The organism is Salmonella sp. SAL04162 (assembly GCF_046551535.1).
Lineage (GTDB): Bacteria > Pseudomonadota > Gammaproteobacteria > Enterobacterales > Enterobacteriaceae > Salmonella > Salmonella enterica.
Genome location: NZ_JBGDVX010000008.1, coordinates 26,116 through 44,466 on the forward strand (window position 1 = coordinate 26,116; position 18,351 = coordinate 44,466).

Annotated in this window: 16 protein-coding genes; 11 read left to right on the forward strand and 5 right to left on the reverse strand. The window is 53.5% G+C overall.

From position 1 onward, the window contains the following. Nucleotides 1-61: 61 nt before the first annotated feature. Together ACLJRH_RS16600 and ACLJRH_RS16605 are read right to left on the reverse strand one after the other, a co-directional pair. Nucleotides 62-322, reverse strand: coding sequence for a YfhL family 4Fe-4S dicluster ferredoxin (locus ACLJRH_RS16600; protein ID WP_001196290.1), 261 nt, complete (start codon nucleotides 320-322; stop codon nucleotides 62-64). Between the two features lie 37 nt (nucleotides 323-359). Continuing rightward, nucleotides 360-1,286 carry a LysR family transcriptional regulator gene (locus tag ACLJRH_RS16605; protein WP_001022473.1) on the reverse strand — a complete coding sequence of 309 codons (927 nt, stop codon included), beginning with the start codon at nucleotides 1,284-1,286 and terminating at the stop codon, nucleotides 360-362. Between the two features lie 115 nt (nucleotides 1,287-1,401). On the opposite strand from ACLJRH_RS16605, the gene ACLJRH_RS16610 reads away from it, so the two are divergent. After that, on the forward strand, nucleotides 1,402-2,598 hold the full coding sequence (locus tag ACLJRH_RS16610; protein WP_001276367.1) for an OFA family MFS transporter: 1,197 nt from the start codon (nucleotides 1,402-1,404) through the stop codon (nucleotides 2,596-2,598). A 21-nt stretch (nucleotides 2,599-2,619) separates the two neighbouring features. Continuing rightward, nucleotides 2,620-3,537, forward strand: coding sequence for an oxidoreductase (locus tag ACLJRH_RS16615; RefSeq protein ID WP_023136417.1), 918 nt, complete (start codon nucleotides 2,620-2,622; stop codon nucleotides 3,535-3,537). 38 nt (nucleotides 3,538-3,575) lie between these two features. On the opposite strand, the gene ACLJRH_RS16620 is transcribed toward ACLJRH_RS16615, so the two are convergent. After that, nucleotides 3,576-4,424 carry a MurR/RpiR family transcriptional regulator gene (locus tag ACLJRH_RS16620; RefSeq protein ID WP_000995704.1) on the reverse strand — a complete coding sequence of 283 codons (849 nt, stop codon included), beginning with the start codon at nucleotides 4,422-4,424 and terminating at the stop codon, nucleotides 3,576-3,578. A gap of 115 nt (nucleotides 4,425-4,539) precedes the next feature. Between ACLJRH_RS16620 and murQ the strand changes: the two genes are divergently transcribed. The 4 genes from murQ to tadA are packed head-to-tail and all read left to right on the forward strand — an operon-like array spanning nucleotide 4,540 to nucleotide 8,020. Continuing rightward, the gene (gene murQ, locus ACLJRH_RS16625) at nucleotides 4,540-5,433 is read left to right on the forward strand and encodes an N-acetylmuramic acid 6-phosphate etherase (protein WP_001048527.1); all 894 of its coding nucleotides are present in this window, start codon (nucleotides 4,540-4,542) and stop codon (nucleotides 5,431-5,433) included. A gap of 10 nt (nucleotides 5,434-5,443) precedes the next feature. Then, nucleotides 5,444-6,805, forward strand: a complete 1,362-nt coding sequence (locus ACLJRH_RS16630; RefSeq protein ID WP_000361667.1) for a PTS transporter subunit EIIC — start codon at nucleotides 5,444-5,446, stop codon at nucleotides 6,803-6,805. A 3-nt stretch (nucleotides 6,806-6,808) separates the two neighbouring features. After that, the gene (gene yfhb / locus ACLJRH_RS16635) at nucleotides 6,809-7,444 is read left to right on the forward strand and encodes a phosphatidylglycerophosphatase C (RefSeq protein WP_000253558.1); all 636 of its coding nucleotides are present in this window, start codon (nucleotides 6,809-6,811) and stop codon (nucleotides 7,442-7,444) included. 24 nt (nucleotides 7,445-7,468) lie between these two features. Continuing rightward, entirely contained in the window at nucleotides 7,469-8,020 is a 552-nt protein-coding gene (gene tadA, locus ACLJRH_RS16640) for a tRNA adenosine(34) deaminase TadA (RefSeq protein ID WP_023136416.1), read from the forward strand. Nucleotides 8,021-8,070: 50 nt separating this feature from the next. Here tadA and mltF read toward each other — a convergent pair whose 3' ends face one another. Next, nucleotides 8,071-9,615, reverse strand: a complete 1,545-nt coding sequence (gene mltF, locus ACLJRH_RS16645; RefSeq protein ID WP_023136415.1) for a membrane-bound lytic murein transglycosylase MltF — start codon at nucleotides 9,613-9,615, stop codon at nucleotides 8,071-8,073. Next, the gene (locus tag ACLJRH_RS16650; RefSeq protein ID WP_001667158.1) at nucleotides 9,616-9,846 is read right to left on the reverse strand and encodes a hypothetical protein; all 231 of its coding nucleotides are present in this window, start codon (nucleotides 9,844-9,846) and stop codon (nucleotides 9,616-9,618) included. A gap of 24 nt (nucleotides 9,847-9,870) precedes the next feature. On the opposite strand from ACLJRH_RS16650, the gene purL reads away from it, so the two are divergent. The 5 genes from purL to glnB all read left to right on the forward strand — a co-directional run bounded on the left by purL (nucleotide 9,871) and on the right by glnB (nucleotide 18,351). Then, nucleotides 9,871-13,758: a phosphoribosylformylglycinamidine synthase gene (purL, locus tag ACLJRH_RS16655; protein WP_000970055.1), complete on the forward strand. Its 3,888-nt coding sequence runs from the start codon at nucleotides 9,871-9,873 to the stop codon at nucleotides 13,756-13,758. A 647-nt stretch (nucleotides 13,759-14,405) separates the two neighbouring features. Then, complete coding sequence (gene qseE / locus ACLJRH_RS16660; protein WP_023136414.1) at nucleotides 14,406-15,836, forward strand: two component system sensor histidine kinase QseE/GlrK; 1,431 nt, start codon at nucleotides 14,406-14,408, stop codon at nucleotides 15,834-15,836. Between the two features lies 1 nt (nucleotide 15,837). Beyond that, a complete protein-coding gene (gene qseG, locus ACLJRH_RS16665; protein ID WP_001054246.1) occupies nucleotides 15,838-16,602 on the forward strand; it encodes a two-component system QseEF-associated lipoprotein QseG in 765 nt (254 codons plus the stop codon). After that, a complete protein-coding gene (gene glrR / locus ACLJRH_RS16670) occupies nucleotides 16,602-17,936 on the forward strand; it encodes a two-component system response regulator GlrR (RefSeq protein WP_024131115.1) in 1,335 nt (444 codons plus the stop codon). The genes qseG and glrR overlap by 1 nt, the downstream gene beginning before the upstream one ends. A gap of 76 nt (nucleotides 17,937-18,012) precedes the next feature. Further along, complete coding sequence (gene glnB / locus ACLJRH_RS16675) at nucleotides 18,013-18,351, forward strand: nitrogen regulatory protein P-II (RefSeq protein ID WP_000717694.1); 339 nt, start codon at nucleotides 18,013-18,015, stop codon at nucleotides 18,349-18,351.

Genomic DNA, 18,351 nt, shown 5'->3' on the forward strand with positions numbered 1-18,351 from the left:
TTGTCGGCCTGATAAGCATAGCGCCATCAGGCATTGTTGCGTTGGAAGTGCGTTAACCCGCTTACAGTTTATCTGCGTGATGCATCAGAACAAACTTATCCCACAACTGTTCTTCGCTTTCGACATGGGCGGGATCCTGCAAAATCGTATTGGGGATTGGGCAGACTTTCTGACAGGTCGGCGTTTCGTAATGGCCTACACACTCGGTGCATTTGTCGCTGTTAATCTCATAAATGCTGTCGCCCATTGAAATCGCCTCATTCGGGCACTCCGGCTCGCACATATCGCAATTGATACATTTTTTGGTGATTAACAGCGCCATCAGGAAATTCTCAGAAACAACACAAATCGGGCGGGCATTATACGCCTATTTTCTGCTCGGGCCAGCTCTTTTCTGGCGCTGATTTGTTATCTACAGTGTAAAAATTTTTGATCTGCTTGAGCAGGCAGATGGTTGCGTTATCCAGTGAAAGGTCATTACTGTGCACCAGCATGACAGGAATAAAGAATGCGGGGATGCCCAGTGAAACCAGGCGAACATTTTTGGGTGTCGATAAATGGGTTAGCGAGCGGGTAATAAATGCGATGCCAATCTGCGCTTCGGCATACTCAAGGCATGAGTAGTGGTTATCCAGTTCGCAGATGACGTTAGGAACGACTTTGCGGTTATTAAATTCAGTGGTGATGATCCCTCTTAATAGCAGAGAGTCATTAAGCACGATAATGGGCTGGTCGTTTAAATCTTTTAGCTGCAGACGTTCGCGTGTCGCCAGAGGATGAGAAAGTGGGATTGCAGCGATAATTTCATCTTCAAACAGCATGGTCGAACTTAGCTGGGCAGGGAGCGCTGTTCGATAAACAATGCCAATATCAACGGCGCTATCCGTCAGCCTTTTAATGGTTTGCTCAGTTGAGAACTCTTTAACATTTAAAGATATTTCCGGATGGTGCGCCATAAAGCTGCGAAAAGCGGGCAGGACCAGGTAGCTGCCTGACACCCCGATTGAAATAGTATCGCGCTGTTGATCCTGATAGGGAAGAAGTTCATTTTCGGCATTTTTTAAATCCAGCATTATTTTGTTAGCGTGTCGTTGCAAAATAATACCTGCTTTTGTTAATTTAATTCCTCTACCTTTTCGCTTAAATAATATTGTTTTAAGTGATGACTCAAGTTGTTTGATTTGCTGACTTAATGATGGCTGAGTGATAAACAGGCGACTGGCTGCCCGACCATAATGTAATTCATCACACAATATCAGGAAGGAATGTAGTTGTTTGATATTCATTAAAATTTAATGCCAATCGATTGGGTTTTGTTATAACGATTATAAAAAATACCAAATTGTTTGCCTATTTTGCTTTTTTTAAACTGTGATCAGTGCATTTTAAAAAGGGAAAATTATGTCGGCATCAATCAACCGCTGGGGAATGCTTGCCGCTCACGTGTGCATCAATTTTGTGCTCGGGGGCGTCTACGCATTTAGCTATTTCAAAACACCACTCATGGCGCAATATCACTGGGATCCGGCTACGCTGGCGTTAGCATTCTCTATCAACATGGGGATCATTCCTTTACCGATGATTTGGGGCGGGAGAATGATCGACAATGGTAAAGGAAAGCAGGCGATAGTTATCGGCGGTATCCTGTTTTCTTTAGGTTTTATCTTGTCCGGGTTTGTGGATAATTTGCCCATGCTGTTTTTAACCTACGGCGTCATTGCCGGGTTGGGATCGGGCCTGGCTTTTACGGGTAATCTGAATAATATTCTGAAATTTTTCCCTGACCGTCGCGGTCTTGCCAGCGGTATCGTACTGGCGGGTGTTGGCGTCGGGACGCTACTTTGCACCCGCCTGGCCGAATATTTTATGGCGCAAACTCACGATGTTAGTCGGGCGTTGTTATATCTGGGCATTGTTTATCTGGTGGTTATTTTTATCGTCCAGTTCTTTATTCGTAGCGCGCCAGCAAAAGATAGCGGAGGAATTAAAGCATCGCCAATGGATAAAGACTATCGGCACATGCTGAAAGATCTGCGCTTCTGGCTGCTGTTTATGATTCTGGCGCTGGGCGTGTTCTCTGGGATGGTAATTAGCTCAAGCTCTGCGCAAATTGGTATGACGCAGTACGGTTTACTGTCCGGTGCATTAGTCGTTAGCCTGGTATCGATATTTAACTCAATTGGTCGCCTGTTCTGGGGAGGGTTAACCGATAAATTAGGCGGCTACAATACTCTGGTTATCGTTTATCTTTTTACCTGCGTCTGTATGCTGCTATTGTTGTTCTTCAACGGCAATACTTCGGTATTCTATTTCAGCGCTCTGGGCGTGGGCTTTGCTTATGCCGGTATATTAGTTATCTTCCCTGGCTTGACCAGCCAGAATTTTGGTATGCGTAACCAGGGACTAAACTACGGCTTTATGTATTTTGGTTTTGCCGTCGGTGCGGTTATTGCTCCTTACGTCACGTCCGCTATTGCAAAATATACCGGAAGCTACAATACGGTATTTATTTTGACCACGGTGCTATTGCTTATTGGAGTCGTGTTGACCCTGATAACGAAAAAATATGTCGCAACGGTTTTAGCCAAAATTTATTAATCAGATAATAAGGAAATAAAAATGAAAATTGCAATCGCAGGTGCAGGCGCTATGGGATGTCGTTTTGGCTATATGCTGCTGGAGGCCGGGCACGACGTGACGCTTATCGATAGCTGGCAGGAGCATGTTGATGCTATTCGTAGCAAGGGGTTGTTTGTCGAAACGGAAACGACTCAGAAGTATTACCCCATCCCTGCTATGTTGGCTGATGAATCCCAGGGGGAGTTTGAGCTGGTTATTCTGTTTACCAAAGCCATGCAGCTGGATAGCATGTTACACCGTATTAAGCCATTACTGCCAGCCGCGAAAGTAGTGATGATTTTATCTAACGGCCTGGGAAATATCGAAACGCTGGAGAAATATGTCGATCGGCAGAAAATCTATGCGGGTGTGACGTTATGGTCCAGCGAACTGGAGGGGGCTGGGCATATTATGGCCACCGGTACCGGAACGATTGAACTGCAGCCGATTGCCAGCCATGATTCGGCTCAAGAGGCTAAGGTCATTGCCACCCTTAATAGCGCTGGATTGAATGCTGAAATAAGCCCTGACGTATTATTATCGATCTGGAAGAAAGCAGCCTTTAATAGCGTAATGAACACCTATTGCGCGCTACTGGATTGTAATGTCGGCGGATTTGGTCAGCGGCCTGGTGCTTTAGATTTAGCGCAAGCGGTAGTTGATGAGTTTGTATTGGTTGCTGCCAGCCAGAATATTCCGTTGACTGAGCAAATGGTGATGAATACGGTGAAGAAAGTGTTCGATCCGCGTGAGAGCGGCCACCACTATCCTTCTATGCATCAGGATTTACATAAAGGCCGACTGACTGAAATCGACTATTTAAATGGTGCGATTGCGCGAATCGGCGCTCAGAACAATATTGCCGTACCGGTTAACACACTCCTGACGCAATTGATTCACGCGAAAGAAGCGCAATAAACTTGATGGCTCTTCTGCATGAGGCGGAAGAGCCATTTTCAAACCAGTTTTTTTACCAGCGCCTCGCTATGGCGAATACGCTCCGGCGCCCGCTCTAAATCCTGTTGTACCAGCGCCATAAACAGTAAGTCGGTCAACATCATTTGCGCATGTGTCGAGGAGATAGCGGCGCTGCGCGTCGCCTGCTCTTCAGCAATCGTATACAGACAGCGGGTGGCGCGCTGCTGCAAGGCGTTGGGAGAAAAACCGGTAATGGCCAGGATCTTCGCGCCTGCGCGTAATGTTTCGTCCGCCGCCAGGTTCAGCTCGCGCCGTTCCCCGGAATAAGAGATCGCCAGCAGCAGATCCTCCGGCGCCAGCGCCTGCACCGTCGCCAGCAGGGCGTGCATATCGCGCTCAACCACCGCGTTAATGCCAATCTTCAGTAGCTTCCAGGCAAAATTTTGCGCCACCAGCCCAGAGGCGCCAATCCCGGTGGTCACAATACGGCGGGCGTGGCGCAGCATCGTGACGCTTTCTAACAGCTTTTCTTCACTGTTAACGTCCAGCGTGGCGTGCATCGCCGCCACATTCTCTTTAATTAATTTTTCCCCGACCAGGCGCATCGGATCGTCGCCGCGAATCTGGTTATGAACGGGAACGGAATGCGGATTAGGATTGCTGGCCAACGCTTCGCTGAGAGCCAGTTTCAACGCCGGAAACCCTTTAAACCCCAGTTTTTGCGCGAACTTGACTACGCTGGATTGGCTGACGCCCGCTTCGGCCGCCAGTTGCTGCGAGCTCAGATGTCGCGCCGTATCCGGTTGCGCGAGCAGATAATCCGCCAGTTTCCTGTCGCTTTGCGCGAGATCCGGATAACGCTGGCGAATACGAATCAAACAGTTCATGAGCAGCTCCTGCGAAACGTGATGGCGACGACAAAACGAAATTTCACTCGCCTGGGGGAATATTCTATTCCATCATGGACGCTTATTATGAATTAAAAATTCCAGAGGGACAAAAATGAATCTTGGTACCTTAGTGTCTGAAACCCGTAACCCGCAAACGATGGATCTGGATGCGTTGCCTACCCCTGAATTAGTTAAGCGTTTTAATGAACAGGATACGCTGGTAGCGGAAGCAGTAAAAGCCACTCTGCCTGACGTCGCGCGTGCGGTGGATGCCGCAGCGGCGGCGCTGAAGGCTGGCGGACGTATCATCTATATGGGCGCGGGCACCAGTGGTCGGCTTGGCGTACTGGATGCCTCAGAATGCCCCCCGACGTTTGGCGTTCCGCACGGTCTGGTCGTCGGACTGATTGCCGGCGGGCCGGGCGCGTTGTTGAAAGCGGTCGAAGGCGCGGAAGACAGCCAACAGGCAGGCGAAGACGATCTTGTCGCGCTAAATCTGCAAGAACAGGATCTGGTCGTGGGGCTCGCGGCGTCGGGTCGTACACCCTATGTGATTGGCGGCCTGCGCTATGCGCGACAGTCCGGTTGTACCACTGTTGCCGTCTCCTGTAATCCAGATTCGCCTATTGCGCGGGAGGCTAATATCGCTATTTCGCCCGTTGTCGGGCCGGAAGCGCTTACCGGCTCCACGCGGCTGAAATCCGGCACCGCGCAGAAAATGGTGCTCAATATGATTTCTACCGGCGCGATGGTGAAGTTCGGCAAGGTCTATCAAAACCTGATGGTGGATATGAAAGCCACCAACGTCAAACTGGTCGATCGTGCGTGTCGGATGGTCGTTGAAGCGACCGGGATAGGTCGTGAAGAGGCGGAAACGTTGCTGAAACAGACCGATTTTGAGGTTAAGCCCGCCATTTTGATGGCGCTTACGGGGCTGGATGCTGCAGCCGCCAGGGAAAAACTCGCCGCTCATCAGGGCTTTTTAAGGGCGGCGTTAGAACACTAAAGAGGTGTGTATGGATAAGACGGCAGCGCTCGCCAGCGACATTTTACGTGGTATCGGCGGAGAGCAAAATATTCTGCGCCTGGAAAACTGTATGACGCGAGTCAGGGTGGAGGTACAGGACGACAGCCAACTGGATATTCCGCGCTTAAAAGCGTTGCCTGGCGTCAGTGGATACGTAAAGCAAGGGGAGCAACATCAGCTGATCGTTGGGCCGGGGAAGGCTGCGCAGGTGGTTGATGCGATGCGCGTGCAGATTGCCGCAGGTGGTGTAAAGCCGGACGACGCTATGGCGCGTACCAAATCCGAGGTGAAAGCGAAGTATAAAGCGCCGATGAGCGATGCGTTGCGTAAGCTGGCGAATGTTTTTATTCCGCTTATCCCCGCCTTTATCGCATCCGGCTTGATTACCGGCATTATCAACATTCTTAAACGTCCAGATATCGTCGGCGACGTTGCCGTCCACTATCCTAACCTGCTGGGCCTGATGGGGATATTTGGCAGCGCGGTATTCGCTATCATGAACATTCTGGTTGGCGTCAATACCGCGAAAGTCTTTGGCGGATCGCAGGCGTTAGGCGGCGTGATGGCGGGGATCCTTTCCAGCCCGCAACTGGCGCAGATTACGCTCTTTGGCGAGGCGCTTCAGCCGGGACGGGGCGGCGTCATCGCCGTCCTGCTGGTGGTGGCGTTAATGTGCTGGATTGAGCGCCAGTTCCGTAAGCTGCTGCCGGGGTCGCTGGAGTTAATTCTTAACCCTTTATTGACGACTGTTATCACCGGCGCGGTAGCGATTGTCGCTCTGCAACCGCTTGGCGGCTGGATTTCAGACGCTATCGCTCACGGCGCGTCCTGGGCTATCGATCGCGGCGGTTTTCTGGTGGGCGCGGTGTTAGCCGGAACCTTCCTGCCGTTGGTACTGACCGGGCTACATCAGGGACTGGTGCCTATTCATGTGGAGCTGGTACAAGCGCACGGCTATAACGCGTTGTTTCCCATCCTGGCGATGGCGGGCGTTGGTCAGATAGGCGCGGCCATTGCCGTACTGATGAAAACCCGCAATGCGCGACTCAAAAAGGTGATTAAAGGCGCGCTTCCGGTCGGACTGCTGGGAATTGGCGAGCCGCTGATTTTTGGCGTCACGCTGCCATTGGGTAAGCCATTTATTGGCGCTTGTCTTGGCGGTGCGGTAGGCGGGGCGTTGATCAGCTACTGGAAAGTGGCGACGGTAATTACCTTTGGTATTTCCGGTTTGCCGCTGGCATTAACAATTGTTGCCGGAAAAGTCCTGTTCTATCTGTTAGGCTATTTAATAGCGGTAATTGCCGGGTTTATTTTTACCTGGCTGCTGGGGTTCAATGATCCAGAGGAGTAAGGTTTGGTCAGCCACGAGCGTCGTGTCGTCTTTTTTGATTTGGATGGAACGTTACATCAACAGGATATGTTCGGCAGTTTTCTGCGTTATTTGCTGCGCCGTCAGCCGCTAAATGCGCTGCTCGTACTGCCGTTGTTACCCATTATCGGTATCGGTTTACTGGTAAAAGGGCGTGCGGCCCGCTGGCCGATGAGTCTGTTGTTGTGGGGCTGTACTTTTGGCCATAGCGAAACGCGTTTGCAGGCGCATCAGGCGGATTTTGTCCGTTGGTTTCGCGCTAACGTCACGGCATTTCCGGTTGTACAGGAGCGTCTGACCACCTATCTATTGAGCTCTGACGCGGATATCTGGCTTATTACCGGTTCTCCGCAATCATTGGTAGAGCAAGTCTATTTTGATACGCCGTGGTTGCCGCGCGTTAACCTCATCGCCAGCCAGATGGCGCGACGGTATGGCGGCTGGGTATTAACCGTGCGCTGTCTGGGCCATGAAAAAGTCGCGCAACTGGAACGTAAAATCGGTACGCCGCTGCGTCTTTATAGCGGCTACAGCGACAGCAAACAGGATAACCCGCTGCTTTATTTTTGCCAGCATCGCTGGCGGGTGACGCCGCACGGCGAGTTGCAGCAGCTCGAATAGTGAAACGCATAGCGTCTGTGTATAATGCCGCCCGCTTTCATTACCGGAGTTACCTCTTTGTCTGATGTCGAATTAGATCACGAATACTGGATGCGCCACGCGCTGACGCTGGCGAAACGCGCCTGGGACGAACGCGAGGTTCCGGTTGGCGCGGTATTGGTGCATAACCATCGTGTCATTGGCGAAGGCTGGAACCGACCCATTGGCCGCCACGATCCTACTGCGCATGCTGAAATAATGGCGCTGCGTCAGGGAGGTCTGGTATTGCAGAATTACCGGTTACTGGATACCACGCTGTATGTCACGCTGGAACCCTGTGTGATGTGCGCAGGCGCTATAGTGCATAGCCGCATTGGACGCGTTGTCTTTGGCGCGCGCGATGCAAAAACCGGCGCGGCCGGATCGCTAATTGATGTGCTGCACCATCCGGGAATGAATCACCGGGTCGACATTATTGAAGGGGTGCTGCGCGATGAATGTGCGACGCTGCTCAGTGATTTTTTCCGTATGCGTCGTCAGGAAATTAAAGCCCTGAAGAAAGCCGACCGTGCGGAAGGCGCGGGGCCGGCAGTATAGCGCAATGCCGGATAAGACGTTGCGCGTCGCCATCCGATAAGACCATCGCACTATTTTTCTTCTTTCTTCTGCGGCGTAAACAGTAAAGACGGCGAATGCGTCAGGTAGCCTGATGACTGCGATAAAAACGACAGGAGGGGGAAGGGCGCTTTATTCAGCTCCTCCGGCGACACCGCCGGGTAATCCTGCGCCAGTTTCATGGCTTCCGCTTCCTGCTTTTCTTTTTCCTGCAAATACCCCACTAAACTTATCTGGTATTTACGGATATTTTCCACATAAGCATAAGCCTCATGTCCACGCGCGTAACCGTAGGTTAGCTTACTGTAATACGGTTTTTGGCTTAACAGAGGCAAACGCTGCTTCACATCGGTCCAGCTATCCGGATTGCCTTTGGTTTTTACCGTCAGCGATCTGGCATCGAGCATGTGCGCATAACCCATATTGTAGGCGGCTAAGGCAAACCAGATACGCTCGTCTTCCGGAACGGTTTCGGGAACTTTAGCCATCATATCTTCAAGATAGCGAGCGCCGCCGCTGATGCTTTGCTCCGCATCGGTACGGTCGGTCAGCCCCAGACTTTGGGCGGTATTTTTAGTCAGCATCATCAGGCCGCGCACGCCGGTTGGCGAGGTCGCCAGCGGATCCCAGTGCGATTCCTGATAAGAAATCGCCGCCAGCAGGCGCCAGTCTATCTCTTTGGCATATTTTTTAAATAACGGTTCCAGCTCCGGCAGGACGTTATCCACCGCTCGCAGGAAAGAGCGGGTATCAACGTAGTCGAAATCATCGCCATGTCCCAGATATTTCTCTTCGATCCGCGCCAGAGAACCGTCTTCATTGATCGAATTGAAAAAATCGAGCAGCGCGGCGGAGAGCGTATTATCGTCGTCCAGTCGGCTAAACCAGGTCACGGGCTGTTCATCCGTGACATCCAGCGCCACGGCCAGTTCGGGATGGACGCGCTGAAACAGACTGATCGCCACTGAATCGGCAATGGTGTAATCCAGCTTGCCGCTGATGACCTCTTCCAGCAGCGTCGTCGAGCCTTTTTTATCATCCACTTTCCAGCTCAGGTCGGGAAACTTTGTCTCTTTTAAACGCTGTAAATCATTGACCACGACGTGCCCTGGCGCAATGGTAAGCTGATTCTCGTTAACGGTCGCCAGCGAGCGTGGGCGATATTGTCCGACCTGGTAGACGAGCTGTTGCGAAACTGAATAATACATGGGGCCGGGCTGATAGTTTTTAACGCGTGCGCTGTCGTAGACCAGCCCAGCCGCGAGCAGGTCGGCATTGCCGTTATCCAGATCGTCAAACAACTGGCTGATATTCTGGCGCACCGTCACTTTCAGCTTCACGCCGAGATAGTTGGCGAACTGCTGCGCCAGTTCATAGTCCAGACCATATTTTTTACCGTTGATAACGGAATAGGTTAATGGCGAGTCGATCGTACTGACGCGCAGTACCCCCCGGGCTTGAATCGCGGCGATATGGTTTTCGGTTTTACCGAACCAGGGGATTGAGGGCCAAAGGGCTGCTGCCAGCAGCAGCGTCAATATGCCGATGAACAGATAATTAATCTTTAATTTTTTCAATTAGTTAATTCTCTGGATCGTGCGTTGCCTCGGGCTGAAAAAGATGTTTTGCTGCAATAGATAAGTCATTAATGAGCGGCATTTTGCGTAACAATGCGCCAGTTGGCAACTTATTCGCAACGATAGCCGCACCGTATGACAAGAAAAAGCGGTGATTTTATTTCTACGCAAACGGTTTCGTCGGCGCGTCAGATTCTTTATAATGACGGCCGTTTCCCCCCTTGCGCACACCGAAGCTTAGAAGACGAGAGACTTATGATGGAAATTCTGCGTGGTTCGCCTGCACTGTCTGCATTCCGTATCAATAAACTGCTGGCGCGCTTTCAGGCTGCCAACCTCCAGGTCCACAATATATACGCTGAGTATGTCCATTTTGCTGACCTGAACGCCCCGTTAAATGATAGCGAGCAGGCGCAGCTTACCCGTCTGCTGCAATACGGCCCGGCGCTTAGCAGCCATACGCCGGCGGGTAAACTCCTGTTGGTCACACCGCGTCCTGGTACCATCTCCCCCTGGTCTTCAAAAGCAACGGATATCGCCCACAACTGCGGCCTGCAACAGGTTGATCGTCTGGAGCGTGGCGTAGCGTACTATATCGAGGCTTCGACGTTGACGGCGGAACAGTGGCGACAAGTGGCCGCAGAGCTGCACGACCGTATGATGGAGACGGTGTTCTCTTCTTTAACCGATGCGGAAAAATTGTTTATCCACCATCAGCCTGCGCCGGTTTCCAGTGTCGATCTGCTGGGAGAAGGCCGTCAGGCGTTAATTGACGCCAACCTGCGTCTCGGTCTGGCGCTGGCGGAAGATGAAATCGACTATTTGCAGGAGGCGTTTACCAAACTGGGGCGCAACCCGAACGATATCGAATTGTATATGTTCGCCCAGGCGAACTCCGAGCACTGCCGCCACAAGATTTTTAACGCCGACTGGATTATCGACGGTAAACCGCAGCCGAAGTCGCTGTTTAAAATGATTAAAAACACCTTCGAAACCACGCCGGACTATGTGCTCTCTGCCTATAAAGACAATGCCGCGGTGATGGAAGGATCTGCGGTGGGGCGCTACTTCGCCGACCACAATACCGGCCGTTACGATTTTCATCAGGAGCCCGCGCACATTCTGATGAAGGTCGAAACGCATAACCACCCAACCGCCATCTCTCCGTGGCCGGGGGCGGCGACCGGTTCCGGCGGCGAAATTCGTGATGAAGGCGCCACCGGGCGTGGCGCGAAACCAAAAGCCGGGCTGGTGGGCTTCTCCGTTTCCAACCTGCGTATTCCGGGCTTTGAACAGCCGTGGGAAGAGGATTTTGGCAAGCCGGAACGTATTGTCACCGCGCTGGATATCATGACCGAAGGTCCGCTGGGCGGCGCGGCGTTTAACAACGAATTTGGTCGCCCGGCGCTGACCGGCTACTTCCGTACTTATGAAGAGAAGGTGAACAGCCACAACGGCGAAGAGCTGCGCGGCTACCATAAGCCGATCATGCTGGCGGGCGGGATCGGTAATATCCGCGCCGATCACGTGCAGAAAGGCGAGATCGTCGTGGGCGCGAAGCTGATCGTCCTTGGCGGCCCGGCGATGAATATCGGCCTCGGCGGCGGCGCGGCATCGTCAATGGCTTCCGGCCAGTCTGATGCGGATCTCGATTTTGCCTCTGTTCAGCGCGATAACCCGGAAATGGAACGCCGCTGCCAGGAAGTGATCGACCGCTGCTGGCAGTTGGGTGATGCCAACCCGATTCTGTTTATCCATGATGTGGGCGCGGGCGGTCTCTCCAATGCGATGCCGGAGCTGGTGAGCGACGGCGGGCGCGGCGGGAAATTCGAACTGCGCGACATTCTTAGCGACGAGCCGGGCATGAGCCCGCTGGAAATCTGGTGTAACGAATCCCAGGAGCGCTACGTACTGGCGGTCGCGGCTGACCAGTTGCCGTTGTTCGACGAACTGTGTAAGCGCGAACGCGCGCCGTATGCGGTCATTGGCGACGCTACCGAAGAACAGCATCTCTCGTTGCATGATAACCATTTCGACAATCAGCCGATCGACCTACCGCTGGATGTCCTGCTGGGCAAAACGCCGAAAATGACCCGCGATGTGCAAACATTGAAGGCGAAAGGCGATGCGCTGAACCGCGCGGATATCACGATTACCGATGCGGTAAAGCGTGTTCTGCATCTGCCGACCGTGGCGGAAAAAACCTTCCTTGTCACTATTGGCGACCGTACCGTCACCGGTATGGTGGCGCGTGACCAGATGGTTGGCCCGTGGCAGGTCCCGGTGGCTGACTGCGCGGTCACTACCGCCAGCCTCGACAGCTACTACGGCGAAGCGATGTCGGTTGGCGAGCGTGCGCCGGTGGCGCTGCTGGACTTTGCCGCCTCCGCCCGTCTGGCCGTCGGTGAAGCGTTGACTAACATTGCCGCGACGCAGATTGGCGATATCAAGCGCATCAAACTTTCCGCTAACTGGATGGCGGCAGCCGGTCATCCTGGCGAAGATGCCGGTTTGTATGACGCGGTTAAAGCGGTGGGAGAGGAACTCTGTCCGCAGCTTGGCCTGACGATTCCGGTGGGCAAAGATTCGATGTCGATGAAAACCCGCTGGCAGGAAGGCAACGAACAGCGCGAAATGACCTCGCCGCTGTCGCTGGTGATTTCCGCGTTTGCCCGCGTGGAAGACGTGCGTCACACCCTTACGCCGCAGCTGTCAACGGAAGATAACGCCTTGTTGCTGATCGATCTTGGCAAGGGCCACAACGCGCTGGGCGCAACGGCGTTGGCGCAGGTCTATCGTCAGCTTGGCGACAAACCCGCGGACGTGCGTGACGTCGCGCAACTGAAAGGCTTCTATGACGCCATGCAGGCGCTGGTCGCTGCGCGTAAATTACTTGCCTGGCATGACCGTTCCGACGGCGGTCTGCTGGTGACGCTGGCCGAGATGGCCTTTGCCGGCCACTGCGGCGTGCAGGTCGATATCGCTGCGCTGGGCGATGACCATCTGGCCGCACTGTTCAACGAGGAGCTGGGCGGCGTGATTCAGGTACGCGCTGAAGACAGAGACGCGGTCGAAACGCTGTTGGCGCAGTACGGTCTTGCTGACTGCGTCCACTACCTTGGTCAGGCCCTGGCTGGCGATCGCTTTGTAATTACCGCTAATGATCGGACGGTATTCAGCGAAAGCCGTACTACGCTGCGTGTCTGGTGGGCGGAAACCACCTGGCAGATGCAGCGTCTGCGCGACAATCCGCAATGTGCCGACCAGGAACACGAGGCGAAAGCGAATGATGCCGATCCGGGCCTCAACGTGAAGCTGTCGTTTGATATTAATGAAGATATCGCCGCGCCGTACATTGCGACAGGCGCACGACCGAAAGTCGCTGTCCTGCGCGAGCAGGGGGTGAACTCTCACGTGGAGATGGCGGCGGCGTTCCATCGTGCGGGCTTTGACGCGATTGACGTCCATATGAGCGACCTGCTGGGCGGTCGTATCGGTCTGGGCAACTTCCATGCGCTGGTGGCTTGCGGCGGCTTTTCCTACGGCGACGTGCTGGGGGCGGGCGAAGGTTGGGCGAAATCCATTCTGTTTAACCATCGGGTGCGCGACGAATTCGAAACCTTCTTCCATCGTCCGCAGACGCTGGCGCTTGGGGTGTGCAACGGTTGCCAGATGATGTCGAATCTGCGCGAGCTGATCCCGGGCAGCGAACTGTGGCCGCGTTTTGTACGTAACCATTCTGACCGCTTCGAAGCCCGCTTCAGCCTGGTGGAAGTGACGCAAAGCCCATCGCTGCTGCTGCAAGGAATGGTAGGCTCACAGATGCCGATTGCGGTTTCCCATGGGGAAGGGCGCGTTGAGGTGCGGGACGATGCGCATCTTGCCGCGCTTGAGAGCAAAGGCCTGGTCGCCCTGCGCTACGTTGATAACTTTGGTAAGGTGACCGAAACCTATCCGGCTAACCCGAACGGTTCGCCGAACGGCATCACGGCGGTGACGACCGAAAATGGTCGGGTGACGATTATGATGCCGCATCCGGAACGCGTATTCCGCACCGTCGCCAACTCCTGGCACCCGGAAAACTGGGGCGAGGATAGCCCGTGGATGCGTATCTTCCGTAATGCGCGTAAGCAGCTTGGTTAATTAGCCCGATAGCCATTAAGCCCCTCTTCACGAGGGGCTTTTTGTAGACGGCGCTTATCAGGCCCACGGAGAAGCGCGGTTGTAGCTACCGTCTTGAACGTCAAGCGGTAGGCCGGATAAGGCGTTTACGCCGCCATCCGGCAATAAACTAGTGCTTATGCCGCAAGATTAAAGTGTCGGGAAATCCCGACATGAGTGGAGGTAGGTTGTCGCCAAAAAGAGACACTTAACCATTTGATTTAAAATGATTTTGTTTTTAGGTGTTGCAAGTGTTGCTGATTGGCGACAGAAAGGGCAAAAAACAGGCAGAGCCATTTTTAGCATGAATAACGATATTTTTCATATCTATCATTGTGTTAACAAAGTCTTTTGAATGTTGGCACAATTACTGCATAATAGTAACCAGTGGCTCATTCACCTTCTTATGTCAGCCCCTTAGGGACGCGCTACATAAACTTCGAATGACGCACAACAAGGTGCCTGCCGTCCAACTTCTGATAATAGCGTAGCTTTATCAACCTCCGGGCGAAACGTCGAGTTAGGCACCGCCTTATTCCATAACAAAGCCGGGTTTAGCCCGGCTTTGTTGTATCTGGCGCTCCCCTCGGTTAGCATCTTTTTTATTCTTCTTTTATGTGAGCGACACGTTGAAGCGCTGGTCTGTTTTCCCCCGTTCTTTACGACAATTGGTCATGCTGGCCTTTTTGCTGATCCTGCTGCCGTTGCTGGTTCTGGCCTGGCAGGCGTGGCAAAGCCTTAACGCGTTAAGCGATCAGGCTGCGGTGACTAACCGCAGCACGCTTATTGACGCCCGGCGCAGCGAGGCGATGACCAACGTCGCGCTGGAGATGGAGCGAAGCTACCGACAGTATTGCGTGCTTGACGATCCGACGCTGGCAAAAGTGTATCAAAGCCAGCGTAAGCGCTATAGCGATATGCTGGACGCCCATGCCGGCGTCTTGCCGGATGATAAGTTGTATCAGGCGTTACGCCAGGATTTAAACGCGCTGGCGCAATTGCAGTGTAAAGATAGCGGCCCGGAAGCGGCAGCGGCCGCGCGTCTGGAGGCCTTTGCCAACGCTAATACGGAAATGGTGCAGGCGACGCGTACTGTGGTTTACTCGCGCGGGCAGCAGTTACAACAAGAAATCGCCGAGCGCGGACAATTTTTCGGCTGGCAGGCGCTGGTGCTATTTCTGGTGAGCCTGGCGATGGTGCTACTTTTTACCCGCATGATTATCGGGCCGGTGAAAGGAATTGAACGGATGATTAATCGCCTGGGCGAAGGCCGTTCTTTGGGGAATACCGTCACCTTTACCGGTCCGCGTGAATTACGATCGGTGGGGCAGCGCATTATCTGGCTGAGTGAGCGTCTGGCGTGGCTGGAATCCCAGCGCCATCAGTTTCTACGTCACTTGTCCCATGAGCTGAAAACTCCGCTGGCTAGTATGCGCGAGGGGACAGAGCTGCTGGCCGATCAGGTGGTTGGGCCGCTGACGCCGGAGCAAAAAGAGGTGGTCGATATTCTGGATGACAGCAGTCGTAATTTACAAAAATTGATTGAGCAATTGCTTGATTACAACCGGAAACTGGTAGACAGTGCCACAGAGCTGGAAGCGGTCGATATCGCGCCGCTTGTGGATATGGTGGTTTCCGCCCACAGTTTGCCTGCCCGCGCTAAAATGATGCATACCGATGTCGACCTGAAGGCCGAACGCTGCATAGCAGAGCCCATGTTGCTGATGAGCGTGCTGGATAATCTCTATTCCAACGCGGTGCACTATGGCGCTGAATCCGGTAACATTTGCATCCGTAGTCGTTCTCAGGGCTCCACGGTTTATATCGATGTGGTTAATAGCGGCGAACCGATTCCGCAAACCGAAAGAGAAATGATTTTTGAGCCTTTTTTCCAGGGAAGCCACCAGCGAAAAGGGGCGGTAAAAGGCAGTGGGTTAGGGCTGAGTATCGCCAGAGATTGTATTCGCCGAATGCAGGGAGAGATCCAACTGGTGGATGACAAAGCGCAGGAAGTCTGTTTTCGCATCTCGCTGCCATTGCCTGCATCTGACAAACACTAATATGAATTTAAGCCTGGTGCGTATGTCACACGTTTTAGTCCAAACTATTAAACGATGCCTTTTGCGGTGGGGAATACCGGTGGGCATATCGTGTCTGGCGCTGACCGCATGTGTTCCCCATGCTTCACAGCAACTGCCCGATAGCGCAGCGCAGGACACGCTCCCCCATTATCAACTGGCGGATTATCTCCCGACGGCGTGCGCGGATATCTGGTCGCTACGCGGGCAGGCGGTAGAGACGAATCCGCTGTACTGGCTACGCACGATTGACTGCGCCGATCGTCTGATGCCGGTTCAGTCGCGCGCAGAGGCGCGCGCGTTGACGGATGATAACTGGCAGAATGCCTTCAGGCGCGGAATCTTACTGGCGGATGCAAAAATTACGCCGCCGGAGCGGCGCGCCATAGTGACCCGTCTGGAGGCGTTAAGCGCGCAAATACCGGCTCAGGTACGGCCCGTCTACCAAATCTGGCATGACGGTCAGGCGCTGCAATTAGCGCTTTCTGCCGAACGTCAGCGTTATAGCAAACTCCAGCAAACGTCAGATAGTGAGCTGGATGCGCTGCGCCAGCAGCAACAGGCCTTGCAAACGCAGCTCGATCTTACTACCCGTAAGCTGGAGAGTTTAACCGATATTGAGCGCCAGCTTTCGACACGAAAACCGGCAGGTAATTACAACGCCGATACGCCGCATACCAATGACAAACCCGCGACGTCTGAAGATGGCGCGGCGCCGTCGCCGTCACAAGATGAGGTAACGCCATGATAAGCCGTAAACCGGCGCACCTGTTGCTGGTCGATGACGATCCCGGATTACTGAAATTGCTCGGTATGCGCCTGACCAGTGAAGGATACAGTGTCGTGACCGCAGAGAGCGGTCAGGAAGGACTGCGGGTACTGCATCGGGAAAAAGTGGATCTGGTAATAAGCGACCTGCGCATGGATGAAATGGATGGTATGCAACTGTTCACAGAAATTCAGAAAGTACAGCCGGGAATGCCGGTTATCATTCTGACGGCGCATGGTTCCATTCCGGATGCGGTGGCCGCTACCCAGAAGGGCGTATTCAGCTTTTTGACAAAGCCGATCGACAGAGACGCGTTATATAAAGCGATAGATGAAGCGCTGGAGCAGTCCGCTCCCGCGACGGACGATAGCTGGCGCAACGCTATCGTTACCCGTAGCCCGCTGATGCTGCGACTGCTTGAACAGGCGCGCATGGTCGCGCAGTCGGATGTCAGCGTATTGATTAACGGACAAAGCGGCACCGGAAAAGAGATTTTCGCACAGGCGATTCATAATGCCAGCCCGCGCAGTAACAAGCCGTTTGTCGCCATCAACTGCGGCGCGTTGCCGGAACAGTTGCTGGAGTCCGAATTATTCGGCCATGCGCGCGGCGCCTTTACCGGCGCAGTGAGCAATCGTGAAGGGTTGTTCCAGGCGGCGGAAGGCGGCACGCTATTTCTGGATGAAATTGGCGATATGCCCGCGCCGTTACAGGTGAAGCTGCTGCGGGTGTTACAGGAGCGCAAAGTCAGACCGCTGGGCAGCAATCGCGATATTGATATCGACGTGCGAATTATTTCCGCGACGCACCGCGATCTGCCGAAGGCGATGGCGCGGGGCGAATTTCGTGAAGATTTGTACTACCGGCTGAATGTCGTGAGCCTGAAAATTCCGGCGCTGGCGGAGCGTACCGAAGATATTCCGCTGCTGGCTAATCATCTGCTCAGACAGTCGGCACAGCGGCATAAACCGTTTGTTCGCGCCTTTTCTACTGATGCAATGAAACGGCTGATGACGGCAAGCTGGCCGGGCAACGTGCGCCAACTGGTCAACGTCATTGAACAATGCGTGGCGTTAACCTCTTCGCCGGTGATCAGCGATGCGTTGGTCGAACAGGCGCTGGAAGGCGAAAACACCGCGCTGCCCACCTTTGCCGAAGCGCGAAACCAATTTGAACTGAACTATCTGCGCAAGTTACTGCAAATTACCAAAGGTAACGTGACGCACGCGGCAAGGATGGCGGGGCGCAACCGCACGGAATTCTATAAGCTACTCTCCCGTCACGAACTGGATGCGAATGATTTCAAAGAGTAGTTTTCATGCCGTAAAGTAGCGCGAAATATGTTACGTTTAACCGATCAAAACACAGGCGACCTTTTCAAGGAATAGCATGAAAAAGATTGATGCGATTATTAAACCCTTCAAGCTGGACGATGTCCGTGAAGCGCTGGCCGAGGTAGGTATTACCGGGATGACGGTAACTGAAGTCAAAGGCTTTGGCCGTCAAAAAGGCCACACCGAGCTGTATCGCGGCGCGGAATATATGGTGGATTTTCTGCCGAAGGTAAAAATTGAAATCGTTGTGCCTGACGACATCGTGGATACCTGTGTTGACACCATCATTCGTACCGCGCAGACGGGGAAAATCGGCGACGGTAAGATCTTTGTCTTTGATGTCGCCCGCGTTATTCGTATCCGTACTGGCGAAGAAGACGACGCGGCTATCTGA